This is a genomic window from Pseudomonas sp. 273, from assembly GCF_029201425.1.
In the GTDB taxonomy this organism is placed as follows: Bacteria; Pseudomonadota; Gammaproteobacteria; order Pseudomonadales; family Pseudomonadaceae; genus Pseudomonas; species Pseudomonas delhiensis.
The window spans coordinates 2,836,135-2,861,482 of sequence record NZ_CP116775.1; the positions used below are offsets into that span (position 1 = coordinate 2,836,135).

Sequence of the window (25,348 nt, forward strand, 5' to 3'; positions counted from 1 at the left end):
TTTGGGATGAACGCCGTCCCCTCTCCCCAGCCCTCTCCCTGAAGGGAGAGGGGCTTGTCCGTGCCGGCTGCAAGGATGGTTTCAACCGGATGCCGCAACGTCCGGCTGACTCCAGAACATCAGCGTCTGCCCAACGGTCCCCTCTCCCTTCAGGGAGAGGGTTAGGGAGAGGGCGCTCTGCAGCACAGGCACCACCCCCAACCGACAGAACACCCTTCGCGAACAAGCTCGCTCCTACGAAATAAAAAAGCGCGGCACACCCCCGAAGGGCTGGCCGCGCAACACGCTCAACAGGGAATCAGAACTGCCCGGCCTCCAGCGCGTAGAGGCTTTCGCTGCCGGCGCGCACCGCGCTGGCCAGGGACTGGGTGCGCGGCAGCAGGCGGGCGAAGTAGAAACGCGCCGTGGCCAGCTTGGCCTGGTGGAAGTCATCGACCTGGCCGCTGGCAGCACGGGCCATGCGCGCCCACATGTAGGCGTAGGCGGTGTAGCCGAACAGGTGCAGGTAGTCGACCGCCGCAGCACCCGGCTCGCGCGGGTCTTGCCTTGCGCGCTCCTGCAGTTGCCGGGTCAGGGCTTCCAACTGGCCCAGGGCGTCCACCAGCGGGGCGCTGAATTCATCGTCCGGGGCAGCTTCGGCGAAGGCGCGGATTTCCCCGGCGAACAGCGCCAGCAGCTCGCCGCCGTTGGCCAGCACCTTGCGCCCGACCAGGTCCAGGGCCTGGATGCCGTTGGTGCCTTCGTAGATCTGCGCGATGCGCACGTCGCGCACCAGCTGTTCCTGGCCCCATTCGCGGATGTAGCCGTGGCCGCCGAACACCTGCTGGCCGTGCACGCAGCTTTCCAGCCCGGTGTCGGTGAAGAACGCCTTGGCCACCGGGGTGAGCAGCGCCACCAGGCCTTCGGCGCGGCTGCGTTCTTCTACGTCGTCGCCGTACTTGGCGATGTCCAGCTGCTGCCCGAGGTAGGTGGCGAAGGCGCGGCCACCCTCGGTCAGGGCCTTCATGGTCAGCAACATGCGCCGCACGTCGGGGTGGACGATGATTGCGTCGGCGGCCTTGTCCTTCTGCTGCGGGCCGGTCGGCGCGCGGCTCTGCAGGCGTTCGCGGGCATAGCCGACGGCGGCCTGGTAGGACATCTCGGCGCAGCCGATGCCCTGGATGCCGATGGACAGGCGCTCGTAGTTCATCATGGTGAACATCGCCGCCAGGCCCTTGTTCGGCTCGCCCACCAGCCAGCCGGTGGCGCCGTCGAAGTTCATCACGCAGGTGGCCGAGGCCTTGATGCCCATCTTGTGCTCGATGGAGCCGCAGCTCACGGCGTTGCGCGCGCCGAGGGCGCCGTCGTCGCCCACCAGCACCTTGGGCACCAGGAACAGCGAGATACCCCGCGAGCCCGCCGGCGCGTCGGGCAGCTTGGCCAGCACCAGGTGGATGATGTTCTCGGTCAGGTCCTGTTCGCCGCCGGTGATGAAGATCTTGGTGCCGCTGATGGCGTAGCTGCCGTCCGCCTGCGGCTCGGCTTTCGTGCGGATCAGCCCGAGGTCGGTGCCGGCGTGGGGCTCGGTCAGGCACATGGAGCCGGCCCAGCGGCCTTCGTACATGGCCGGCAGGTACTTCTGCTTCAGCCCCTCGCTCGCGTGGGCGTCCAGCGCCAGGCAGGCGCCGGCGGAGAGGGTGGAGTAGAGGGCGAAGCTGGCGTTGGCCGCGTAGACCATTTCCTCGAACTGCACCGAGAGCATCTTCGGCATGCCCATGCCACCGTACCCGGGGTTGCCGGCCAGGCCCACCCAGCCGCCCTCGGCATAGGTGGCGTAGGCCTCGCGGAAGCCGGCCGGGGTGCTGACCGCGCCGTCCCGCCATTGCGCGCCCTGTTCGTCGCCGCTGCGGTTGAGCGGGGCGAGCAGGCCGCCGGTGAGCTTCGCCGCCTCTTCGAGGATGGCCTCGGCGGTGTCGGCGTCGACGTGCTCGGCCAGGGCCGGCAGGCGCTGCCACAGGGCCGGGGCGTCGAACACGTCGGTGAGCAGGAAGCGCATGTCGCGCAGCGGAGCCTTGTAGTCGGGCATGAGGGTACCTCGGCGCCCCGGCCAGGCCGGGGCGCTATCGCAAGTGGGAAGGGGACGTCAGAGCTTGTGGGCCCAGTCGCGCAGGACGAATTTCTGCACCTTGCCGGTGGAGGTCTTCGGCAGTTCGGTGAAGACCACCGTCCTGGGCACCTTGAAGCCGGCCAGGTGTTCGCGGCAGAAGGCGATGACCTGCTCGGCGGTGGTGTCGGCATGGCCGGTCTTGAGGGTGACGAAGGCGCAGGGCGTCTCGCCCCAGCGCTCGTCCGGGCGCGCCACCACGGCCGCCTCCAGCACCGCCGGGTGGCGGAACAGCACGCCCTCGACCTCGATGGTGGAGATGTTCTCGCCGCCGGAGATGATGATGTCCTTCAGCCGGTCGCGGATCTCCACGTAGCCGTCGGGGTGCCACACGGCCAGGTCGCCGGTGTGGAACCAGCCGCCGGCGAAGGCTTCCTCGGTGGCGCTGGGGTTCTTCAGGTAGCCCTTCATCACGGTGTTGCCGCGCATGAAGATCTCGCCGACGCTCTGGCCGTCGCGCGGCACCGGCTCCAGGGTCTTGGGATCGGCGACCATCACCCCTTCCAGGGTCGGGTAGCGCACGCCCTGGCGCGACTTGATCTTCGCCCGCTCGTCCAGCGGCAGCGCGTCCCACTCCTCGTGCCAGGCGCACACGGTGACCGGGCCGTAGACCTCGGTGAGGCCGTAGACGTGGGTGACGTGGATGCCCATCTCCTCCACTGCGCCGATCACCTTGGCCGGCGGCGCGGCGCCGGCGACCATGGCGTGCACCGGGTGGTCGATGGCGGCCTTGGCCGAGTCGGGCATGTTGATCAGCGCGTTGAGCACGATGGGCGCGCCGCACAGGTGGCTGACGCGGTGCTCGCGGATGAGGGTGAGGATCTTCTGCGGGTCCACCCGGCGCAGGCACACGTGGGTGCCGGCCAGCGCGGTGACCGTCCAGGGGTAGCACCAGCCGTTGCAGTGGAACATCGGCAGGGTCCACAGGTACACCGGGTGCTGGCCCATGGACCAGGTCATCTGGTTGCCCAGCGAGTTCAGGTAGGCGCCGCGGTGGTGGTAGACCACGCCCTTGGGGTTGCCGGTGGTGCCGGAGGTGTAGTTCAGCGAGATGGCGTCCCACTCGTCCCGCGGCCAGGCCCAGGCGTACTCGGGGTCGCCCTCGGCCAGCAGGGCCTCGTAGTCCAGGCTGCTGACTGGCTCGCCCTCACCGTATTCCGGGTCGTCGACGTCGATCACCAGCGGCGGGTGGTCGAGCATGCCCAGGGCGGCGCGGATCACCTCGTGGAACTCACGGTCTGTGATCAGAACCTTGGCTTCGCCATGCTGCAGCATGAAGGCGATGGCCTCGGCGTCCAGGCGCACGTTGAGGGTGTTGAGCACCGCGCCGATCATCGGGATGGCGAAGTGCGCCTCGAGCATCTGCGGGGTGTTGGGCAGCATCACCGCGACCGTGTCGCCGCGGCCGATGCCGCGCCAGGCCAGGGCCGAGGCCAGGCGCCGGCAGCGCTGGTAGGTTTCGCGCCAGGTGTGGCGCAGGCTGCCGTGGATCACGGCGGTGCGGTCGGGGTAAACGCTGGCGGTGCGTTCGATGAAACTCAGCGGGGTCAGCGCGGTATGGTTGACCGGGGCAGGCGCGAGACCCTGTTCGAAGATCGACATGTAGATACCCTGTGGCTGATTGTTAGCTCATTGTTCTTGGCCGCCTGCAGGCTTGTCGGGCGGCTGATGGGGCGATTTATAGCAATCCCGAGATTGTTATGGAAGTACAACCATATGCTTATGGTATAAATACTAGATAAAGACAAAAGCACCCGGACCGCCTCCATGCCTGAACTCAATACCCTGGTGCGCCTGCTCCGCGAGCCCGCGCCCCTGGCCGCCCAGGCCGACGCGCTGCTCGCCCTGTGCCGTGCCCGCGCGCCCCTGGCGCGTGCGCTTTACCTGGCCTGGCGGCCGCGCTCGCGCAGCTACGAGGCGCTGGGCGACGAGCGCCTGCCACCCGGCGCCGGCGACCCGCTGCAGGCCAACGACGAGGCCCTGCACGCCGCCTTCGCCGGGCGCCGCGACATGCCCCTGGACGAACTGCTGGCGCTGCCCGGCTGGCTGGGCGGGCGCCTGCGCCGCGCCGGCTGGAGCCACGGCCTGGCGCTGAACCTGGCGCTGGGCGGCGAACCCGGCCTGTTGCTGCTGGCGGCGCCGGAGGCGGCCGCGCCCTGGCTGGGCTGGATCGGCGAGCTGCTCGGCGAAGTGCTCGCGCTGGCCGGGGCGCTCGGCGCAGCGCGCCGCTGCTGGCCGCCGAGCCGCTGCCGGCGTTGCTGCTGGATGGCGATGGGCACCTGCTCGATGGCAACCCGGCCCTGCGTCGCCTGGCCGCCGAGCTGGGCCTGGAGGACGTGCGCGAACTGCTGCCGAGCAACCATCGCGAGCTGCTGCGCAGCTGCCTGGCCCAGGCCCGCGCGGTGCAGGACGCGCCCAGCGAGCAGGGCGGCCGGCACTTCCTCTGGAGCTTCATCCCCGACGCCGGCCAGGCCGAGGTGCTGGTGCGCGGCCGCGAGGCCAGCGCGCAGATCGCCGGCGAACGCGAGGCGGCACGGGCGCGGCGGCTGTACCGGCAGATCATCGAGAACACCAGCGACCTGATCTCGCGGCGCACTCTCGACGGCGTCATCCTCGACGCCTCGCCCTCGTCCTGGCCGCTGCTGGGCTACTGGCCGGAGGAGATGCGCGGCCAGTCGGTGCTGCCGCTGCTGCACCCGGATGACCGCAAGCGCGTGGCCCGGCATACCCGCGACGCCCTGGAGCAGGACGGCTACGCCACCCTGACCTACCGCCTGCGCCACCGCGACGGCCACTACCTGTGGTTCGAGACCGCCAGCCGCGCCATCCGCGAGACCTACACCGGGGCGGTGGTGGAGGTGGTCAGCGTATCCCGCGACATCACCGCGCGGGTGCGCGCCGAGGAGAACCGCCGGCGCCTGGCCGAGGTGGTGGAGGCCAACGCCGACCTGGTGCTGTTCGTCGACGCCGGCGGGCGCCCCAACTATGCCAACCCGGCGGCGCGCAAGGCGCTGGCGCTGGGCGAGGAAAGCCTGCCGGCGAGCCTCGACGGGCTGTTCGACGAGGCCCTGCTGCGGCGCCTGGCGGCAGAGGGCTGGAACGCTGCCGACGGCCAGGGCGTATGGCGCGCCGAAGGCCAGCTGCGGCCGCTGGGCGGCGGCGCGCCGGTGCCGGTGTCGCTGGTGCTGCTGGGCCACCGCGCGGCCGGCGGCGAGCGCTACTACTCGCTGGTGGCCCGCGACATGACCGAGCGCGAACTGCGCGAAAACCAGCAGCGTCGCCACCAGGACGAACTGGCCCACAGCGCGCGCCTGGTCACCCTCGGCGAGCTGGCCTCGGGCATCGCCCACGAGATCAACCAGCCGCTGGCCGCGGTGGTCAACTACGCCGGCGCCAGCCAGCGCTACCTGGCGGCCCTGGGCAGCAACCCGGAGGCGGCGCAGCGCGTGGCCCAGGGCCTGGCGCGCATCACCGAGCACGCCAACCACGCCTCGGAAGTCATCCGCCGCCTGCGCGCCTTCCTGCGCAAGGGCCAGCGCCGCCTGCAGGCGCTGGACGTCAACGAACTGGTGCGCGAGTCCCTGGGCCTGTGCGCCTGGGAAGCGGGGCAGGGCGGGGTAGCCATCGCCCAGGCGCTGGCGGAGAATCTGCCGCCGGTCTACGCCGACCGGGTGTTGCTGCAGCAGGTGCTGCTGAACCTGCTGCGCAACGCCATCGAGGCCAACCGCGAGCGCCACGCCGGCGCGCCTTCGGCCATCGCCATCGGTTCGGCGCTGGAGGCGGACGGGCGGCTGTGCGTGTGGGTGGAGGACAACGGCCCGGGGGCCGACGAGCAGACCCTGGAGCGCATGTTCACGCCCTTCTACAGCAGCAAGCCGGACGGCCTGGGCCTGGGGCTGTCGATGAGCCGCGGCATGGTCGAGGGCTTCGGCGGCACCCTGGACGCGCGTCCGGTGGCCGACGGCCTGCGCCTGGAGTGCCGGCTGCCGGCGGCCGGCGAAGGGGGCGGGGATGAACGGGGAACGGAAGGAGCAGGGGATGGAAGTGCCGCAAGAGGCGGTGGTGTACGTGGTGGACGACGACCCGGGCATGCTCGAGTCCACCGTCTGGTTGTTCGAGTCGGTGGGCCTGAAGGCGCTGCCCTTCACCAGCGGCCGCGATTTCCTCGACGCCTGCCCGGCGGACGCCCACGGCTGCGTGCTGCTGGACGTGCGCATGCCCGGCCTGGGCGGGCTGAGCGTGCAGGAGGAAATGCGCCGGCGCGGCCTGGAGCTGCCGGTGATCTTCGTCAGCGGCCACGCCGACGTGCCCATCGTCATCCGCGCCTTCAAGGCCGGCGCGCTGGACTTCATCGAGAAGCCCTACAACGAGCAGCTGCTGCTCGACAGCGTGCAGCAGGCCCTGCAGTCCCGCGCCCGCCAGCACGCCTCGCGGGCCGGCCTGGGCGAGCTGGACGAACGCCTCGCCGCGCTCACCCCGCGCGAGCGCGACGTGCTGCTGCCGCTGGTGCGCGGCTACACCAACCGCGAGGTCGCCGAGCAGCTGGACATCAGCGTGAAGACCGTGGACCTGTACCGCGCCCGGGTGATGAAGCGCATGCAGGCGCAGACCCTCGCCGACCTGGTGGGCATGGCCATCGCCGCCGGGCTGGTGGACCCGCTGCGGTTGCGGCCGGAGGAGGCCTAGAGCACCCTCACCCCAGCCCTCTCCCAGAGGCAGAGGGGGCCGTTCGGCGTCAACCTGTAGGAGCGGGCCCTGCCCGCGATTCGCGCGCAGGGCGCGCTCCTACAGGGGAATGGCGCGAGCGGGGCAGCGTAGGAGCGGATTTATCCGCGATTGTGCTGCCCGGGATCGACATATCGCGGACGGAGTCCGCTCCTACGACCGTGCCTCCCTGAAGCCGTAGGGCGGATAACCGTTCGCGGTTATCCGCCGATACACCGGGGCCATAGCCAGCGCCAAGGTCAACCCTGGCGCCGCCGGAAGCCAAGGCCAAACGGCGGATAACGCCATAGGCGTTATGCGCCCTACGTGAAACGCCGCTGACCACCGAGGCATCCCCGGGGAGCTAACCCCCGCCGCCGTTGTCTGAAGCAAGGCGGGTATACTCGCCCGCCTGCCCGAACCCCAGGAGCCCCGCTTGTCGAAGTCCCGCCCGTCGCGCCCGCTGCTTTCACTGGTCCTTGCCGCCGGCCTCAGTGCCAGCGCGGCCCTGTATGCCTGCCCGGCCGGGCAATCGGAGGTCTGCCTGGGCGGCTGCATCTGCGTCGCCGACCCCGACGGGGTGTTCGGCGTGCTCCAGGAGGACGCGCGCAACGTCGCCGCGCCGGCCCTGGCGCAGTGGCTCACCCAGTCCCGCGACCGCATGGTGGCCGCCGGCGTGCAGCCGCTGCCCCTGGACCTGCGCGTGCAACTGCAGGCCTGGTACCCGGACGACCTGCTGCAGGCGGTGCGCTACCGCGTCGGCCAGGGCCAGGACATCGACGCCGCCAGCGCCATGCTGCAGAACCAGGACGTGGTCGCCGTGACCCTGATCGACGTGGTGGTGTTCCGCAACGAGGACGACGCCCTGCACGACCTGGCTCTCTGGGCCCACGAGCTCAAGCACGTGCAGCAGTACCGCGAACTGGGCGTGGACGGCTTCGCCCGCCAGTACGTGCGCAACTTCAACACCCTGGAAGACCCGGCCTACGCCATCCAGAACCAGGTTTCCCGCACGCTGCACAGCACCGCGGCGCGTAGCGAATAGGTCCCACGGGTCGCCGGGAGGCATGGCGGCGGTGGTGATGGGTATCGCTTCGTGTCAACCCATCCTACGACGGCGTTATCCGCCATGATCGCGGACAGAGTCCTACCCCGCCACCGCTGTCCCTCCTGTAGGAGCGCGCCCTGCGCGCGATTCGCGGGCAGGGCCCGCTCCTACAGGGGAATGGAATGGCTCGGCCCGCGTAGGACTCCGTCCGCGATTGGATTCACCGGCCACCCCGGACATCCCGGTGACACGGCCAGCGGCGGATAACCGCGAACGGTTATTCGCCCTACGGTATGGGAGGGCTTGGCGTAGGGCGGATAGAGTCCTACGCCCTTCACACCCCGGCGTTCCCATGCACCTACAGCCCCAGCAGGCTGTCGCAGGCCCGCTGCTGGTCGCGCCCGCGGGCCATCAGCCAGCGCTGGAAGGCCCGGCAATGGGGGCGCTGGAAGCTGTCCTGGTTCCAGCTCAGGTAGTACGCCGAGGGTAGCGGCAGGGCGCTGCGGCAGGGGATGACCAGGCGGCCGCCGGCGAGGTCGTTGGCGATCATCGAGTACTGCGCCAGGACCACGCCCTGGCCTTCGATGGCCGCGTCGATGGCCATGGCCGACAGCGAGAAGATGCGGCTGTTGGCGATGTGCGCGCCCGGCACGGCGTTGCTGGCGAACCACTCCTGCCAGGATGGCGGCGAGTCGAACTTGGGGCGCCAGTCGATGGTCAGCAGCGGGTATTCCAGCAGCTCGGCGGCGGCTTTCCCGGCCAGTGGCGCCGCGATCAGCGCGGGGCTGCAGGCCGGGACCACGCAGTCGCGGAACAGCTCGACGGTGTGCGGGTTGTTCTGGATGCCTTCGCCGTAGCTGATGCGGAAGTCGATGCCGTTGGCGTCGGCCTGGGACGGTTCGGTGTGGGTGCCGTCCAGGTACAGGCTCAGTTCCGGGTACTGGCCCTGCCAGCCGGCCACCAGCGGCGCCAGCCACTTGGACAGCAGCGAGGGCAGGGCGCTGACGTAGAGGCTGTTGGCGTTCTTCGCCCGCTCCAGTTCCGCGGTGGCCGCGCGCAGGCGTTCGAAGGCCTGGCTGCAGCCTTCGTGGAAGCGCTGCCCGGCGGCGTTCAGGCGCAGGCGCTGGCCTTCCTTGAGGGTCAGGCTCTGGCCCACGGCTTCTTCGAGGATCTTCATCTGCTGGCTGACCGCGCCGGCCGAGATGCCCAGGCGCTTGGCCGCCTGGGAAATGCCGCCGCACAGGCCGACGGCCTCGAAGACCTGCAGGGCGCGCAAGGGGGGAAGGTGGTTCATGGCGGGGTGAATCCGTGGCCGGGAACGAAGGCTTTTATAGTTTAGAAAAACTATAGAACACAACAGAAAACCCTATCTATTCTTTTGTTTCCTGCGCTCCTACGCTCTGTCTCAAGAAGCCCGGCCAGCTCAGCGCGGCTTCGCCATGACAACAAGAGGAGCTACGCGCCATGTTCTTGAGAAACGCCTGGTATGTCGCCGCCTGGGACAGCGAAGTGCAGCAGGCCCTGCACGCCACCACGCTGCTGGGTGAAGCCCTGGTTCTCTACCGCAAGGCCGATGGCGCGGTGGTCGCCCTGGAAGATGCCTGCCCGCACCGCAAGCTGCCGCTGTCCATGGGCCGGCTGCAGGGCGACACGGTGGAGTGCGGCTACCACGGCCTTACCTTCGACTGCTCCGGCGCCTGCGTGAAGGCCGCCTGCGTCTCGCACATCCCCTCGGCTGCCCGGGTGCGCAGCTACCCGGTGCATGAGCGCTACGGCCTGGTCTGGGTATGGATGGGCGACGCCGACCAGGCCGACCCGGCGAAGCTGCTGGAGATCCCCGAGTGGGACGACCCGGCCTGGGGCCTGAACCGTGGCGACTCGATGACCATCCAGTGCAACTACCTGTACATGACCGACAACCTGCTCGACCCGTCCCACGTGGCCTGGGTGCACCAGAGCAGCTTCGGCAACGCTGCCTGCGAGTCGCGGCCGCTGCAGACCCGCGTCAACCCGGACGGGGTGGTGGTCTCGCGCTGGCTGCACGATGTCGAAGTGGCGCCGTTCTACACCAAGTACCTGAAGTTCTCCGGCCGCTGCGACCGCCTGCAGTACTACGAGGTGCGCTACCCGGCGCACGCCATCATCAAGGGCGTGCTGACCCCGGCCGGCACCGGTGGCGAGGGCGCGCCGGTGCACCCGCAGGCGTTCCTGATGGACTCGTACAACTTCATGACCCCGGTGGACGAGTCGCATACCCGCTACTACTGGTTCCAGCTGCGCAACTTCGATGCCGACAGCGAGAGCGTCTCGCGGCAGTTCGCCGCCGACGTGCGTGGCGCCTTCGAGGAGGACCGCGTGGTGCTCACCGCGGTGCATGCGGGCATGCAGGCACGCCAGACGCCGAACATCGACCTGGCCATCGATGCCGGGCCGCTGCGCTTCCGCCGCGGCATGGAGCAGCTGATCCGCGCCGAGCAGGAAGCCGGCAACGGCCTGCGCCTGGCCGCTGGAGCCACCAGCCATGCTTGAATCCCTTCCCGCCGCCAAGGGCTTCGCGCACTTCCGGGTGGCCGGGAAGGTGCGCGAAAGCGCCTCCATCACCTCCTTCCTGTTGCAGCCGCTGGGGGCCGGGGCGCCGCTTCGCTACCGCCCCGGGCAGTTCGTGGTGCTGCGCATTCCCCGCGACGGGGCCGCGCCGCTGCTGCGGGCCTACAGCCTGTCCGGCGACCCGGACGACGGCGCCGGGCTGCGCATCTCGGTGAAGCACGAGACGGCGCCGGCGCACCTGCCCGAGGCGCCGGCGGGGCAGGGCTCGAGTTTCCTCCACGAGCGCGTGGAGGTCGGCGGGCAACTGGAGGTCGCCGGGCCGTCCGGCGACTTCGTCCTAGACGAGGACAGCCCGCGGCCGGTGCTGCTGTTCAGCGGCGGCGTCGGCCTGACGCCGATGGTCAGCATGCTGCACCGCCTGGCCAGCCGTTCCTCGCGCCCGGTGTACTTCGTTCATGCCTGCGAGAATGGCGCCGTGCATGCCTTGCGCGACGAGGTGCTGGCGCTGGCGGCGCGGCGGGCGGGCATCCGCCTGCACTTCTGCTACCGCACGCCGAGCGCCGAGGACCTGGCGCAGGGCCGCTGCCACAGCAGCGGGCTGGTCAGCCGCGAGACGCTCCAGGCCTTGCTGCCGCTGGACGACTACGACGTCTACCTGTGCGGCCCGCGCGCTTTCATGCAGGCCAACTGGCGGCTGTTGTGCGGCCTGGGGATCGAGCGCTCGCGCATCCGCTACGAGTTCTTCGGCCCGGCGACCATCCTGGACGAGGACGAAAGCCCACCCGCCGCGGAGGTGTCGCCGCCGCCGGCGCAAGCGGCCGGGCAGGACGGCGCCGCGCCGAGCGTGCGCTTCCACCCGCAAGCCCCGGCGCTGGCCTGGGACGAGGGCTGCCGCTCGTTGCTGGAGCTGGCGGAAAAGGCCGGGCTGGCGCCGCCCTTCAGCTGCCGCGCCGGGCTCTGCAACGCCTGCCAGACGCCGCTGCTCAGCGGCACGGTCGAGTACCCCGAGGCGCCCTTGAGCGAGCCCCCGCCGGGCCAGGTGCTGCTGTGCTGCGCTCGGCCGACCTCGGCGCTGGTGTTGGCGCTGGACGACGCCCAACCCACGGCGGCGCGCGGCGCCTGATGCCGGCCACCGTCGATCGATCCTGAAGGAGGAAGTGCCTATCGCCGCCACGCCATTGTCCTGATCAGCCTTGCCTCGCGTGTTTCGCATCGGAGAAGAAAAATGCATAACAAGAAGACCTTTTCGTTCGCCCTTTGCTCGTTGTTGACCCTGTGCTGCAGCTATGCCCCCTTCGCCCCGGCGAAGGACCGGGACAGCCTGCAGATCGCCACCGAAGGGGTCTACGAACCCTGGAACAAGACCTTGCCGGACGGCAGCTTCGACGGCTTCGAGCCGGAGATGGCCAAGGTGCTCTGCGAGCGCATGCAGGTGCGCTGCACCCTGGTCGCGCAGGACTGGGACGGCCTGATCCCCGGCCTGCAGGCCGGCAAGTTCGACGTGGTGATGGATGCCCTGGCGATCAGCCCGGCGCGGCGCCAGGTCATCGATTTCTCGCGCCCCTACACCAAGGCGCCGGCGACCTTCGTCGCCCTGGACTCCAGCGGCCTCGACCTCGGCCACGGCAGCCTGATTCTCAGCGGCGATCGGGAGAAGGACGCCCCGGCGGTGGCGCAACTGCGCGAGAAGCTCAAGGGCAAGCAGATCGGCATGGTCGCCGGCACCGTGTACACCCGGTTCATCCATGACCAGTTCGATGACGTGGCCAGCGTCCGCGAGTACAAGACGCCGCCGGAAACCCTGATGGACCTGAAGGGCGGCCGGGTCGACGTGATCTTCGACGACCTCGGCTTCCTCGCCGGCGAGATGGCCAGCGCCGAGGGCTTCGGCGTGGTGCTGGTGGGGCCGGCGATCAACGGGCCGATCTGGGGCGAGGGCGAGGCGCTGGGCATCCGCAAGGGCGAGCCCGAGCTCAAGGCGCGGCTGGACAAGGCCATCGCCTCGATGATCGCCGACGGCACCATCGGCCGGCTGAGCCGCAAGTGGTTCCGCCACGACCTCACGCCACCTTCCCAGTGAGCGCCCGCCCCGCACGGGTGCGGGGCGGCGCAGGCGGCCGGAGCTGTTCCGGCCGGTTTTCCAACCGGCTCATCGAGGGGTGAACGCGTGATCGATCTACTGGGTTTCGGCGCGGCCGGGTGGGGCAGGGTACTGCTCACCGCCGCGCTCATGACGGTCCTGGTGACACTGGCGGCATTGCTCATCGGCGCCGTGCTCGGCGCCCTGGTGGTGGCGGCCAAGCTGCACGAAAGCCGCTGCCTGCGCCTGCTCGGCGACAGCTACACCACGGTGTTCCGCGGGGTGCCCGAGCTGCTGGTGATCTACCTGTTCTTCTATGGCGGCTCGGCCCTGGCGGGCAGCGTCGGCAAGCTGTTCGGCGCCGACGGCTTCATCGCCCCGCCGGCTTTCCTGGTCGGCGCGCTGGCGGTCGGCGTGGTCTCCGGCGCCTACCAGGCCGAGGTCTACCGCGGGGCCTTCCAGGCCGTTTCGCGTTGCGAGCTGGAGGCGGCCAAGGCCATCGGCATGCCGACCCTGCTGCGCCTGCGGCGGATCATCATGCCGCAGATCCTGCGCTTCGCCCTGCCGGGCATTGGCGGGGTATGGCAGATCAGCCTGAAGGACTCGGCGCTGATCTCGGTCACCGGGCTGGTCGAGCTGATGCGCGCCAGCCGCGTGGCGGCGGCTTCCAGCGGCCAGTTCGTGCTGTTCTTCGTCAGCGGCTGCGTGCTCTACCTGGTGCTCACCGGCTGTTCCAACCTGGTCTTCGCGCGCGCCGAGTCGCACGTCGGCCGCAGTTTCCGGCGCGGCTGAGCGCCAGGAGAAAACCCCATGCCGATCGATATCGACTTTCTCTGCAGCACCCTGCTGCAACTGCTGCGGGCGCTGCCCACCACGCTGCTGCTGTTCGCCGCCGCGGTGAGCCTGGGCACGCTGCTGGCGCTGCTGGTGGTCTGGGCGCGCGTCTGCCCGTTCGCGCCGTTGCGGCACCTGGCGCGCGGCTACATCTTCCTGTTCCGCGGCTCGCCGCTGCTGATCCAGATGTTCCTGCTCTACTACGGCCTCAGCCAGTTCCCGGCGCTGCGCCACAGCGTGCTCTGGCCGCTGCTGCGCGAGCCGATGAGCTGCGCCGTGCTGGCCCTGGCGCTGTGCACCGCCGGCTACATGGCGGAGATCTTCCGCGGCGGCCTGCTGGCGGTGCCGCCGGCGCAGATCGAGGCCGGGCGCGCGGCGGGCATGTCCGGCTGGCTGCTGGCGCGCCGGATCATCGTCCCGCAGGCGCTGCGCAGCTGCCTGCCGGCCTATTCCACGGAAATCATCCTGATGATGAAGGCCACCTCGCTGGCCAGCCTGGTCACCGTCTACGAGGTGTCCGGGGTGGCCCAGCGGATCATCGCCGAGACCTACCGCACCCTGGAGGTGTTCCTCTGCGCGGCGCTCATCTACCTGCTGTTGAACTTCATCATCGTGCGCGCGCTGGGGCTGCTCGAACGCAGGCTGGCACCGCGTCCGCCGGCCGCCACGCGGCGCCTCACGAAACCATTCGCGCTCAGCGCGCCCAGGGGGTAATTGGCATGCATACAGGCAACCATCCGGTGCTGCGGGTACGGCACATCCGCAAGTCGTTCGGCGACCTCGAGGTGCTCAAGGGCATTTCCCTGGACGCCTACCAGGGCGACGTGATTTCCATCCTCGGCTCCAGCGGCTCGGGCAAGAGCACCTTCCTGCGCTGCATCAACCTGCTGGAAACCCCGGATGCCGGCGAGATCGGCGTGGCCGGCGAGCAACTGGCGTTCAAGCCCGGCCGCGGCGGGCTGCGGGTGCCGGCCGACCGCCGCCAGGTCGACCGTATCCGCCCGGAGCTGGGCATGGTGTTCCAGAGCTTCGGCCTGTGGTCGCACCTGACAGTGCTGCAGAACGTCATCGAAGGCCCGCTGCACGTGCAGAAGCGCCCGCGCAACGAGTGCGTGGCCGAGGCCGAGCAGTTGCTGGAAAAGGTCGGCATGGCCGACAAGCGCAACCACTACCCGGCCTTCCTCTCCGGCGGCCAGCAGCAGCGGGTGGCCATCGCCCGGACCCTGGCCATGCACCCGCGGGTGATCCTCTTCGACGAGCCGACCTCGGCGCTCGACCCGGAGCTGGTCGGCGAGGTGCTCAAGGTCATGCGGGCCCTGGCCGAGGAGGGCCGCACCATGTTGGTGGTGACCCATGAGATGGGCTTCGCGCGCAATGTCTCCAACCGCGTGGTGTTCATGAACCAGGGCCTGATCGAGGCCCAGGGCACGCCCCAGGAGATGTTCGGCGAACAGCGTTCGGAGCGCTTCAGCCGGTTCATCCTCAGCCAGGCCTGAGCCACCGCCACCCCTCGTTTTCTTCGCCTGTCCCGTGACGGGACGGGTTTGCCACGCCCCGAAAAAGCCATCGAACAGAAGGAACCCAGCCATGCGTGTACATCCCCGAACGATTTCCCAGGTGGTCCTCGACGACGCCGCGCCCTCCCTCGACGAGTTCATCGCGGTGGCCCGCTACTCGGCCAAGGTCAGCTTCTCCGACGCCTACCGCGAGCGCGTGTCGCGCTCGCGGCGGCTGATCGAGCGCTTCCTCGCCGAGAACCGCCTGGTCTACGGCGTGACCACCGGCTTCGGCGACAACGTGCGCCACGTCATCTCGCCGGAAGACGCCGCCACGCTGCAGGTGAACATCGTCCGCTCCCACGCGGTGTCGGTGGGCGAGCCGCTGAACCGCGAGCAGGTCCGGGCCATCCAGCTGATGATCCTGGTCAGCCTCGGCAAGGGCTATTCCGGCGTGCGCATGGTGCTGCTGGAGCAGATCGCCGGCCTGCTCAACCACGACGTGCTGCCGTTCGCGCCCGGCGAGGGCTCGGTGGGCTACCTCGGCCCGGAGGGCCACCTGGCCCTGGTGCTGCTCGGCGAAGGCCGCGCCAGCGTCGCCGGCGGCGACTGGGTGGACGGTGCCAGCGCGCTGCGCCAGGTCGGCATGCAGCCGCTGGCGCTGCAATGCAAGGAGGGCCTGGCGATGCTCAACGGCACCACCTCGGTCACCGCCATCGCCGCCCTGGCGCAGTACAACGCCAACCAGGCGGCCGAGGTGGCGGACGTCGCCGCGGCGCTGTCGCTGGAGGCGCTCAGGGGCACCGTGCGGGCCTTCGATGCGCGCTACCACGCGGTCAAGGCGCATGCCGAGCAGGCCGCGACCGCGCGCAGGCTGCTGCGCCTGCTGGGCGACAGCCGACTGGCGCAGGAGAACATCGACTACCGTCTCCAGGATGTCTACAGCCTGCGCGCGATACCCCAGGTGCACGGCGCCTCGCGGCATTTCATCGCCAGCGCCCAGGCCTGCCTCGACGCGGAAATCCGCTCCTCCGGCGACAACCCGGTGATCTGCCCGAGCGGCGACGACGACGGCCTGGCCATTTCCGGGGCCAACTTCGACGGCAGCTACATCGGCATCGCCGCCGACACCCTGTGCAACGCCATGACCAACCTGGCGAAGATTTCCGAGCGGCGCACCGACCGCATGGTCAACTCGCACTTCAGCGAGATGCCGGCCTTCCTGGTGCGCAACCCGGGGCTGAACAGCGGCTACATGATCGTGCAGTACACCGCCGCGGGGCTGCTCGGCGAGATGAAGGTGCTCTCGCAGCCAGCCACGGTGGACAGCGTCTCCACCTGCGGCAACCAGGAGGACCCGGTGAGCTTCGCCTACAACGCCGCGGTCAAGGCCTACCAGGTGTCGCGCAAGCTGGAGTCGGTGCTGGCGATCGAGGTCATGGTCGGCTGCCAGGCCCTGGAGTTCCACGACGTGGGCAAGGCCTCCAGCGCCACCCGCGCGCTCTACGACCTGGTGCGCAGCCGGGTGCCGAGCGTCGAGCAGGACCGCGCCTTCTACCCCGACATGGTCGCGGTCACCGAGCAGCTGCGCTCGGGCGAGCTGCTGGCCTGCGTCGAACGCGTCCTTTCCCGCCATTGAACCCGTAGCGCCGGCCCCCGCCACGGGCGGGGCCGGCCGAGGAAACCGAAGATGATCAAGTCCCGCGCGGCCGTGGCATTCGGCCCCAACCAGCCGCTCGAAATCGTCGAGGTGGACGTGGCGCCGCCGAAGAAGGGCGAGGTGCTGGTACGCATTGTCGCCACCGGGGTCTGCCACACCGACGCCTACACCCTGTCCGGCCAGGATTCCGAAGGCGTGTTCCCGTGCATCCTCGGCCACGAGGGTGGCGGCATCGTCGAAGCGGTGGGCGAGGGCGTGACCTCGCTGCAGGTCGGCGACCACGTGATCCCGCTGTATACCGCCGAATGCCGCGAGTGCAAGTTCTGCAAGTCCGGCAAGACCAACCTCTGCCAGGCCGTGCGCGCCACCCAGGGCAAGGGCCTGATGCCCGACGGCACCTCGCGCTTCTCCTACAACGGCCAGCCGGTCTACCACTACATGGGCTGCTCGACCTTCTCCGAGTACACCGTGCTGCCGGAAATCTCCCTGGCCAGGATTCCCAAGGACGCCCCGCTGGAGAAGGTCTGCCTGCTCGGCTGCGGCGTGACCACCGGCATCGGCGCCGTGCTCAACACCGCCAAGGTGGAAGAGGGCGCCAGCGTGGCCATCTTCGGCCTGGGCGGCATTGGCCTGGCGGCGATCATCGGCGCCAGGATGGCCAAGGCCTCGCGGATCATCGCCGTCGACATCAACCCGGCCAAGTTCGATATCGCCAGGGAACTGGGCGCCACCGACTTCGTCAACCCGAAGGACCACCAGAAGCCGATCCAGGACGTCATCGTCGAGATGACCGACGGCGGCGTGGACTACTCCTTCGAGTGCGTCGACAACGTGCAGCTGATGCGCGCGGCGCTGGAGTGCTGCCACAAGGGCTGGGGCGAGTCGACCATCATCGGCGTCGCCGGCGCCGGCCAGGAAATCAGCACCCGGCCGTTCCAGCTGGTCACCGGCCGCGTCTGGCGCGGTTCGGCGTTCGGCGGCGTGCGCGGGCGCACCGAGCTGCCCAGCTACGTGGAGAAGGCGCAGAAGGGCGAAATCCCGCTGGACACCTTCATCACCCACACCATGGGCCTGGACAAGATCAACGAGGCCTTCGAGCTGATGCACGAAGGCAAGAGCATCCGCAGCGTTATCCGCTTCTGAGCGACACCCACCCACCCTCCAAAGGAGTCAGCAACATGACCGTCTATACCCACGTCACCGTTGGCAGCAACGACCTGCCGCGCGCCCGCGCCTTCTACGACCGGGTGCTCGCCCCCCTTGGCCTGAAGCGCCTCGCCGACCTCGGCGACAACGGCTCCATCTGGGGCGTCGACTCGCCGGCGTTCTTCGTGCTCAGGCCCGCCAACGGCCAGCCGGCTACGGTCGGCAACGGCGTCACCCTCAGTTTCGCCGCGCCGAGCCGGGCGGCCATCGATACCTGCCATGCCGCGGCCCTCGCCGACGGCGGCCGGGACGAGGGCGCGCCCGGCCCCCGCAACTGGGCGCCGAACGCCTACGCCGCCTACTTCCGCGACCTCGATGGCAACAAGATCGCCGCCTATGGCTTCCAGGGCGCCTGAGCCGCCGGCGGGCTCGCTCAGGGTTCCAGCCCCCGGCGCATCGCCGGCCGCCGCTGCACCACCCCCGCCAGGCATTTCAGGGCGAAGCCGGTGACCACCGCGGCGCCGGCGCTGAGGAAGATCGACTGCCGCCCGGCGCCCTGCAGCAGCACGGCGATGAAGGCCGGGGCCAGGGCCGCGGCGCCGGACTGGACGACGCTGACCCAGGGCGTCAGGTTGCCCCGCGGGTCGTTGGTGGCGATGGACGACATGTAGTAGGTCAGCGCCAGCACCCAGCCGAAGTTCATCAGCAAGAGCGCGCCGGACAGGCACCCGGCGTCGTTGGCGTAGCCGCCCAGCAGGACGATGGACAGCAGCACCAGCGCCGAGCCCAGGCCGATCATCGGCCCGCGGCTGACGCGAGCGCCCAGCAGGCTGGGCAGGGCCGCGCCGGGCAGGCCGCCGAGCACGCCCAGGCCGAAGGCCCAGCCGACGTCGACGGCGGCGATGCCGCGCTCGCGGGCCAGTTGGTCGACGAAGCCCCAGATGCAGTAGATGGCCAGTTGCAGGAACAGCATGCCCAGCAGCGCGAAGCGCCCGATCAGCGCGGAGCCCGTGCCGTCGCCACTGGCCGGCGCCGGTAGATCCAGGCGCAGGCGCCGGGGGATGGCCAGGCTGGCCAGGGCGATGAGGGCGAACCACAGGCCGATGCTGGCGCTGGCCGGGCGGTTGCCGACGGCCTCGGCCAGCAGCGGCAGGCTGGCGGCGAACAGCGCGAACACGGCGGTCTGCAGCAGCAGCGAAAGGCCGTAGGAGCGGTCCTGCCCGGGCAGCCGGCCGAGGGCGTTGATGGCCCCGGCGTAGAGCAGCCCGGCGGCGACGCCACAGGCGCAGCGGCAGGCCAGCAGCAGGGCGTAGTCGTCCAGCAAGGCGCTGGCGGCGTTGAGCAGGCCGGCGGCCAGCGCGGCGTACAGGTACAGGCCGCGGCCGCCGAAGCGCCGGCCCAGGGCGGGCAGCAGCAGGCTGCCGAGCAGGGTGCCGGCCATTTCGCTGGAGAGCACCCAGCCCTGCTGGCTGAGGCTCAGCGCCAGGCGCTCGGCGAGCAGGCCGATGAAGATCGGCTGCACGCCGATGATGATGAGCGCCGTGGCGGCGATGTAGATCAGGGCGGCACGCAGGGCCCGGGTGTTGTTGTTGTGCATTGCGGGGTTCCAGCGGAGGAGGGGGCGGCGGCCACGGCGGCCGCCACCGTGCGGGTCAGGCCTGGCCGGTGCTGCCGGCGTCGTGGGTGACGCGGCCGTTCATCAGGGTCAGGGCCACCTCGGTCTTGCCGATCTGGTAGCGCTCCAGTTCGAACAGGTCCTGCTCGAGGATGATGATGTCCGCGCGCTTGCCCTCGGTGATGGAGCCGATCTCCTTCTCCAGCCCCAGCTGGTAGGCGCCGTTGAGGGTGTAGGCGGCGATCAGCTGGGGGATGCTCAGGCGCTCGTTGCCGTCGGGCATCACCGGCGCGTCCGGCTCGCCGGCCAGCTGGCGGGTGTGGCCGGACTCGATGTGCTCCACCGGGCGGTGCTGGCAGCGGCACTGGCAGGCCAGGCCGTCCATGCCGATGGAGACGGTCACGCCCTGGTCGATGAAGGTGCGGAACTTGTACATCGAGGCCCAGCGTTGGTGGCCGTAGGACTTCTGGATGGCCTCGGCGTAGGCGTCGACCACGCCCCATTGCAGCTGGGTGTTGGCCATGACGCCGATGCGGCGGAAGCGCGGGATGTCGTCCGGGTGGGTGAGGAAGGCGTGGGTGATGACGTGGCGGCGGTCGCGCGGCGGGTTGGCCGCGTAGGTGCGCTCGAACACGTCCAGGGCCATGCGCACGGCGCCGTCGCCCACGGCGTGGACCATCACGTCGATGCCGTGGGCGTCGGCCTTGCGCACGTGGCCTTCGAAGACTTCCTCCGGCATCACCGTGGAGCCGCAGCTGTGCGGCTTGTCGCAATAGGGTTCGAGGAGGAAGGCGGTGTGGTTCATCTCGGTGCCGTCGAGCATCAGCTTCAGCGCCTGGGCCTTGACCAGCGGCGAGTCGTACTTCGCCCGCAGGCCCTGCAGCACGGCCACCGGGTCCTTCTCGGTGCCCATGTCGATGAAGCTGCCGACCACCCGCAGCTTCAGGCGCTCCTCGCGCTCCAACTGCTGCAGGGTTTCGTAGAGCAGCGTCTGGTCGCCGCTGGGGTCGAGGAAGCCGGCGTCGAACACGGTGGTGATGCCGGCGGCCACCAGCTTCTCCTGCCACAGGGCGATGGAGCGCAGGTACAGGTCGATGCCCACCGGCAGGTAGCCGGCCTCGCTCAGGCGCTGCATCAGCAGCGAGTAGGCGGCGCCGTCGACGATCACCCCGGTGGGCTCGCCGGTCTGCGGGTCCTTCTCGAACCAGCTGGCGCCTTCCTCCACCGCCGGGGTGTGGCGGTCGATGCGGGCGATTTCCAGGGCGCGGCTATTCACCCACATGGTGTGGTAGTCGGTGGACAGCAGGCACACCGGCCTGTCGGGGCAGATGGCGTCCAGCGTCTCGCGGCGCAGCAGCTCGGCGGGCATCAGCGCCTGGATCCAGCCCATGCCGGTGATGGCCTTCTCTTCCGGGTGGGCGTCGACGTAGCGCTTGAGCAGCGCCAGCACCTCGTGCGGGTCCTCGTGGTTGACGAAGGCCTGGTGGGCGAAGGCGGTGGTGGAGAAGTGCCAGTGGGACTCCACGAAGCCCGGCAGCACCAGCTTGCCGCCGGCGTCGATCAGCCGGGTGGCGGCGCCGGCGTGGGCCATCACGCCCTGGCCGTCGCCGACGTAGAGGATGCGCTCGCCGGCCACCGCCACCGCGCTGGCCCAGGGCCGGTGCGGGTCGACGGTGTAGACGCGGGCGTTGTGGATGATCAGGTCGGCGGAGCGGGTCTGGGTGGTCATGGGTTACTCACTGGCTTGCGGGTGTCGAAAGGGGGCGGCTCAGATGCCGGTGCGGATCGCGCTCCAGGCACGGGTGCGGGCGCGTTCGGTGCTCAGCGGCTGCGGCGTCAGCGGGTAGAGCAGGTGCTGGCGCTCGGCCGGGACGTACATGTTCGGGTTCTGGCGGATGTGCGCATCCACCAGCGCCGTGGCGTCCTTGTTCGGGTTGGGGTAGCCCACCGCGTTGCTGGCCCTGGCGATCACCTCCGGGCGCAGGATGAAGTCGATGAAGGCGTGGGCCTCGGCGCTGTGCGCGCCCCTGGGGATGACCATCACGTCGGACCACATGGGCACGCCCTCGCGGGGGATCATCATCTCCAGGTGCACGCCCTTGTTCGCCTGCGCGGCCAGCTTCTCGGCCAGGGCGAAGCCGCCGGACCAGCCCACCGACACGCAGGTGTCGCCGTTGGCCAGGTCCATGGCGAAGCGCGAGGAGTTGAAGTAGGCGATGTGCGGGCGGATCGCCTGCATCAGCGCCTGGGCCTTGCGGAAGTCCTCGGGGTTGCTGGAGTTCGGGTCCAGGCCCAGGTAGCGCATGGCGATGGGCAGGATCTCGTCGGGGGCGTCGATGAAGCCCACCCCGCAGCTGGCCAGGCGGGCGATGTTGTGCTCGTCGAAGAGCAGCGCCCAGCTGTCCGGGATGCTCTCGCCGCCCAGCGCGTGGCGCACCTTGTCGAGGTTGTAGCCGACCAGCGTGGTGCCCCACATGTAGGGCACCGCGTACTGGTTGCCGGGGTCGCCGACGGCGGCGATCTTCGCCATGAAGCCGGCGTCCAGGTGGCCCAGGTTGGGCAGCTTCGACTTGTCCAGCGGCTGGATGGCGCCGGCGCGGATCAGCTTGTGCAGGTTGGCGGTGCTGGGGAAGACCACGTCGTAGCCGGAGTTGCCGGTCAGCAGCTTGGTCTGCAGCATGTCGATGGAGTCGAAGGTGTCGTAGATCGGGCGGATGCCGGTTTCTGCCTGGAACTGCTGCAGCACCTCCGGCGGCAGGTATTCGATCCAGTTGTAGATGCGTACCGTGCGTTCCTCGGCCTGGGCCAGGCAGCAGCACAGCGACAGCAAAGCGGCGAGCAGGGCTTTCATGGGGCTTCTCCGTGGAAGGCTCAGTAGCGGTAGGTGACGTACATCTCGAGGGTGCGGAAATCGTCGTTGCCCAGGACCTGCCGCGCGGCGCCCAGGGGCTGGGCCCAGTTGTACGAGAGCGAGGCGTAGACGGCCGGGGTCGGCGTCCAGTCGAGGAACACCACGTTCTCGTTGGCGAAGCGCCGGTCGCTGACCGGGATGCCGTTGTAGACCTTCTCGTCCAGGCTGAAGCGGTAGTGGATGCCGCCCAGGCTGAGGGTGGGCGTCAGGTGCGTGCGCAAGGTCCACTGGTCGACGCGCTCGTTGCTGTTGTAGAGCAGGTAGTTGCCGACGATGTCGCCCAGCAGCCAGGTGCTCCAGTCGATGAAGCCCTTGCTCAGCGGGTCCCAGCTCTTCTGGGTGTCGTCGGTGGGCTCGTCGTCGCCGGAGAAGCGCGCGTGGCGGTAGCTCAGCAGCGGCTGCAGGGGCAGGGCGGGGAAGGCGTAGTCGGCCTGGGCGTACCAGGCGCTGGCGTGGTAGTCGACGCCCGAGCCGCTGCCGCGCTGGAGGGCGTATTCGCCGTGCAGGGTCAGGTCGTCCAGCCCCGGCACCTTGCCCTGCAGCGCCCGCAGGTTGTAGACCTGCATGCCGTCGCGCGGCTGCAGCTGGTTGGCCTGGCGATCCAGCGAGTTCACCCGCATGGCCATGGCGCCCAGGTTCACCACGCCGCCCGGCGTGTAGTCGAGGTTCAGGCCGTCCATGCGGAAGTCGCCCAGGTGGTCGTCGGTGCGCAGGCTGAAGGCCTGGGCGCCCAGCTCGCCATGGCCGAAGGCGAGCACCGCGGAATCGCGGAAGGCGGTGCGCGGGCCCAGCCAGTAGGCGCCGTCGTCGTGCATGTCCAGGTGCCCGTCCATGACGATGAAGCCCGTGCCGACCATGAAATTCTGCCGCCCGGCGGTGAGCTTCCAGGCGCCGTGCTGCAACCCGGCGTAGGCCTCCTCGACGCCCACGCGGCCATCGGCGCCGCGGGTGTAGCCGCCGGCGTCGCCGTCGCCCCAGGTGCCGGCGCCCAGCAGCGAGCCGCCGGCCAGCAGGCGGGTGTCGGCGTCCAGGGCGTAGGCCAGGTCGAGGCCGGGCTTGAGGTAGGCCTCCTGCCAGTCGGCCCGCTCCCCGCTGTCGTGGCCGTCGCGCAGGTCGATGCGGCCGAGGCCGAAGTTGGCGTTGCGCGCCGCGATGCTGGCGGCGCCGGCGCCCAGTGTGAGTTCCCCGCTGAGGTTGCCGGCGTCGAACGCGTAGCCGGCCCAGCCGTAGTCGCTGGCCATGGCGCCGAGCGCCAGTAGCGTCCAGGTGTACCTGGATCGGGTCATGCTTGCTGCTCCCTTGTCGTTGTACTTGTCGGTGGGCAGATCAGTGGCCCGCGGCGGCCGGGCGGGGCGGTGCCCCGGCCCATGCGCCGGGGCCTACGAAGCGCTTTCTTGTCGTTGTGCGCCGCGGCCCGGGCCCCGTGACGGGCGGGGGGTGGCGGCGGAAATATTCTTTAATCGTTAAAAAACTTTAGTCAATAAAATTTTTATCCGATGCAGATTCGGCTATGCTGGCGCCCCATCGACGAGCGCCCCGGGGAGCACCAGTGAGCGGATTGCGTGAACAGCAGAAGGCGTTGCGCCGCGAGGCCATCAGCCGCACGGCCCTCGACCTGTTCGAGAGCCAGGGCTACCAGGCCACCACCATGGAGCAGATCGCCCGCCTGGCGGCGGTGTCGGTGCCCACGGTGTTCGCCTACTTCGGCAGCAAGCAGGAAATCCTCCTGGAGAAGCTGCGCGCGGCCGACCACCGCGCCATCGCCGAGGCGCGCCGGCGCGCGCCGGAATTCGCCGACCCGCTGGACACCATCTGCCACTTCGAGCGCTGCCTCACCGAGTACGCCTTCGAGGTGCTGCCGCCGCCGCTGTGGCGGGAGATCCTGCCGCCGCTGCTGCCCCTGCTGGGCGGCGACCAGCGCGACGTGCCGGAACCCTACCGGCGCAACAACGACGCCCTGGTCGGCGAGCTGGCGCTGCTGCTGGGCGACCTGCGCGACGCCGGCAAGCTGCGCGCCGACCTGGACGTGGACTACGCCGCCTTCCTGCTCAACGACTACGGCCACCTGCAGCTGCTGCGCCTGTGCGCCCGCGAGCCGCTGGACCACGAGGCGCACCGGGCCGCGGTGCGCCGCTCCGCCGCGTTCATGCTGCGCGGCATGCTGCCCTAGGGCGGGCGCGACGGCGCGCTTGATGCACATCAAGGGGCCGCTGGCGGTGAAGGCGCAGGCTTAGGGGCACAACCCCTGTCCCCCTCCGGAGGTCCCCATGAACGCCTACTCGCGCCTGCTGCTGATCTGTGATCCCCTGCTCCGTGACACCGCCGCCCTGGCGCGCGCCAAGGCCCTGGCCCTGGCCGGCGGCGCCCACCTGCACATGGTCACCCTGGATGCCCTGCCGGTGGGCCTGGGCGTGCTCGACAGCGTGCTGCAGACCCGCGCCCGCGAAGAGACGCGCCTGCGCCAGGAACGCTGGCTGGAGGCGCACGCCGCCGACCTGCGCGCCCAGGGCATCGAGGTCGTCGCCGAGGCAGTGTGGACGGAAGACCCGCTGAAGGAAGCGCTGCGCCTGGTGGAGCAGCACGGCATCGACCTGGTAGTGAAGGACAGCCAGTACGAACCGGCCCTGAGCCGCGCCATCATGACCCCGCTGGACTGGCAGCTGCTGCGCCAGTGCCCGGTGCCGCTGCACCTGGTCAGCACCGCCGACAACCCGTGCCCGCAGCGGGTGCTGGCCGCGCTGGACCTGTCCCAGGACGACGTGCTCGTCGACCAGTTGAACGACCATATCGTCGAGTCGGCGCAGGCCCTGGCCCACCAGTGCGGCGCCGAGCTGCACCTGCTGCAGGCCTACGACCTGGCCAGCGGCTACCTGGCCTATGCCGCGGGCCCCGTGGCCTGGTCGCCGGAAGTCGCCGAGCAGATGAGCGGCCGCTCGCGCCAGCGCATGGACCGCATCGGCGAACGCTTCGGCGTCGGCCGGCCCTACCAGCACCTGGTCAAGGGCCCGGCCACCCGCGTCATCAGCGATTTCGCCAACGAGAAGCGCATGGACGTGGTGGTCATGGGCACCCTCTACCACCCGGGCCTGGCGAAGATCATCGGCAGCACCACCGAACAGGCGCTGTACCGGGTGCATTCGGGCATTCTCGCGGTCCGGCCCTGA

Annotated in this window: 20 protein-coding genes and 1 pseudogene; 14 read left to right on the forward strand and 7 right to left on the reverse strand. The window is 70.0% G+C overall.

Translation table 11 applies throughout. From position 1 onward, the window contains the following. Positions 1 to 298: 298 nt before the first annotated feature. Together PKO50_RS13435 and PKO50_RS13440 are read right to left on the reverse strand one after the other, a co-directional pair. Positions 299 to 2,065, reverse strand: coding sequence for an acyl-CoA dehydrogenase C-terminal domain-containing protein (locus PKO50_RS13435; protein WP_275629983.1), 1,767 nt, complete (start codon positions 2,063 to 2,065; stop codon positions 299 to 301). Between the two features lie 57 nt (positions 2,066 to 2,122). After that, a complete protein-coding gene (locus PKO50_RS13440; protein ID WP_275629984.1) occupies positions 2,123 to 3,745 on the reverse strand; it encodes an acyl-CoA synthetase in 1,623 nt (540 codons plus the stop codon). Positions 3,746 to 3,910: 165 nt separating this feature from the next. Between PKO50_RS13440 and PKO50_RS13445 the strand changes: the two are divergent. The 3 genes and pseudogenes from PKO50_RS13445 to PKO50_RS13455 form a co-directional block, all read left to right on the forward strand. After that, positions 3,911 to 6,141 (forward strand): annotated as a pseudogene (locus tag PKO50_RS13445) (PAS domain S-box protein); the annotation flags it as partial. A 40-nt stretch (positions 6,142 to 6,181) separates the two neighbouring features. Then, complete coding sequence (locus PKO50_RS13450) at positions 6,182 to 6,829, forward strand: response regulator transcription factor (protein WP_109936989.1); 648 nt, start codon at positions 6,182 to 6,184, stop codon at positions 6,827 to 6,829. Between the two features lie 454 nt (positions 6,830 to 7,283). Next, a complete protein-coding gene (locus tag PKO50_RS13455; protein WP_275629985.1) occupies positions 7,284 to 7,892 on the forward strand; it encodes a DUF4157 domain-containing protein in 609 nt (202 codons plus the stop codon). A 361-nt stretch (positions 7,893 to 8,253) separates the two neighbouring features. Here the strand turns inward: PKO50_RS13455 and PKO50_RS13460 are convergent, their stop codons facing one another. After that, positions 8,254 to 9,189: a LysR substrate-binding domain-containing protein gene (locus PKO50_RS13460; protein ID WP_109936991.1), complete on the reverse strand. Its 936-nt coding sequence runs from the start codon at positions 9,187 to 9,189 to the stop codon at positions 8,254 to 8,256. Between the two features lie 170 nt (positions 9,190 to 9,359). On the opposite strand from PKO50_RS13460, the gene PKO50_RS13465 reads away from it, so the two are divergent. The 9 genes from PKO50_RS13465 (at position 9,360) to PKO50_RS13505 (ending at position 18,074) form a co-directional block, all read left to right on the forward strand. Beyond that, positions 9,360 to 10,424 carry an aromatic ring-hydroxylating dioxygenase subunit alpha gene (locus PKO50_RS13465; RefSeq protein WP_109936992.1) on the forward strand — a complete coding sequence of 355 codons (1,065 nt, stop codon included), beginning with the start codon at positions 9,360 to 9,362 and terminating at the stop codon, positions 10,422 to 10,424. Continuing rightward, entirely contained in the window at positions 10,417 to 11,565 is a 1,149-nt protein-coding gene (locus PKO50_RS13470; protein ID WP_275629986.1) for a 2Fe-2S iron-sulfur cluster-binding protein, read from the forward strand. Before PKO50_RS13465 ends, PKO50_RS13470 begins: the two co-directional genes overlap by 8 nt. A 102-nt stretch (positions 11,566 to 11,667) precedes the next feature. Further along, a complete protein-coding gene (locus PKO50_RS13475; RefSeq protein ID WP_275629987.1) occupies positions 11,668 to 12,522 on the forward strand; it encodes a transporter substrate-binding domain-containing protein in 855 nt (284 codons plus the stop codon). Positions 12,523 to 12,609: 87 nt separating this feature from the next. Further along, the gene (locus PKO50_RS13480; RefSeq protein WP_275629988.1) at positions 12,610 to 13,314 is read left to right on the forward strand and encodes an ABC transporter permease subunit; all 705 of its coding nucleotides are present in this window, start codon (positions 12,610 to 12,612) and stop codon (positions 13,312 to 13,314) included. Between the two features lie 18 nt (positions 13,315 to 13,332). Beyond that, positions 13,333 to 14,070, forward strand: a complete 738-nt coding sequence (locus PKO50_RS13485; protein ID WP_177412124.1) for an ABC transporter permease subunit — start codon at positions 13,333 to 13,335, stop codon at positions 14,068 to 14,070. A 5-nt stretch (positions 14,071 to 14,075) separates the two neighbouring features. After that, entirely contained in the window at positions 14,076 to 14,852 is a 777-nt protein-coding gene (locus PKO50_RS13490; RefSeq protein WP_109936995.1) for an ATP-binding cassette domain-containing protein, read from the forward strand. A 91-nt stretch (positions 14,853 to 14,943) separates the two neighbouring features. Further along, entirely contained in the window at positions 14,944 to 16,491 is a 1,548-nt protein-coding gene (locus PKO50_RS13495) for a histidine ammonia-lyase (RefSeq protein ID WP_109936996.1), read from the forward strand. Positions 16,492 to 16,542: 51 nt separating this feature from the next. Next, entirely contained in the window at positions 16,543 to 17,655 is a 1,113-nt protein-coding gene (locus tag PKO50_RS13500) for an S-(hydroxymethyl)glutathione dehydrogenase/class III alcohol dehydrogenase (RefSeq protein ID WP_275629989.1), read from the forward strand. A 35-nt stretch (positions 17,656 to 17,690) separates the two neighbouring features. Further along, positions 17,691 to 18,074, forward strand: a complete 384-nt coding sequence (locus PKO50_RS13505; RefSeq protein ID WP_275629990.1) for a VOC family protein — start codon at positions 17,691 to 17,693, stop codon at positions 18,072 to 18,074. 17 nt (positions 18,075 to 18,091) lie between these two features. On the opposite strand, the gene PKO50_RS13510 is transcribed toward PKO50_RS13505, so the two are convergent. The 4 genes from PKO50_RS13510 to PKO50_RS13525 are packed head-to-tail and all read right to left on the reverse strand — an operon-like array spanning position 18,092 to position 23,470. Continuing rightward, entirely contained in the window at positions 18,092 to 19,255 is a 1,164-nt protein-coding gene (locus PKO50_RS13510) for an MFS transporter (RefSeq protein ID WP_275629991.1), read from the reverse strand. Positions 19,256 to 19,310: 55 nt separating this feature from the next. Then, positions 19,311 to 21,002, reverse strand: coding sequence for an amidohydrolase (locus PKO50_RS13515; protein WP_275629992.1), 1,692 nt, complete (start codon positions 21,000 to 21,002; stop codon positions 19,311 to 19,313). A gap of 39 nt (positions 21,003 to 21,041) precedes the next feature. Then, complete coding sequence (locus PKO50_RS13520) at positions 21,042 to 22,124, reverse strand: polyamine ABC transporter substrate-binding protein (protein WP_109936687.1); 1,083 nt, start codon at positions 22,122 to 22,124, stop codon at positions 21,042 to 21,044. A gap of 20 nt (positions 22,125 to 22,144) precedes the next feature. Continuing rightward, entirely contained in the window at positions 22,145 to 23,470 is a 1,326-nt protein-coding gene (locus PKO50_RS13525) for an alginate export family protein (protein ID WP_275629993.1), read from the reverse strand. 263 nt (positions 23,471 to 23,733) lie between these two features. Between PKO50_RS13525 and PKO50_RS13530 the strand changes: the two genes are divergently transcribed. Further along, complete coding sequence (locus PKO50_RS13530) at positions 23,734 to 24,354, forward strand: TetR/AcrR family transcriptional regulator (protein ID WP_109936685.1); 621 nt, start codon at positions 23,734 to 23,736, stop codon at positions 24,352 to 24,354. 97 nt (positions 24,355 to 24,451) lie between these two features. After that, the gene (locus tag PKO50_RS13535) at positions 24,452 to 25,348 is read left to right on the forward strand and encodes a universal stress protein (protein ID WP_275629994.1); all 897 of its coding nucleotides are present in this window, start codon (positions 24,452 to 24,454) and stop codon (positions 25,346 to 25,348) included.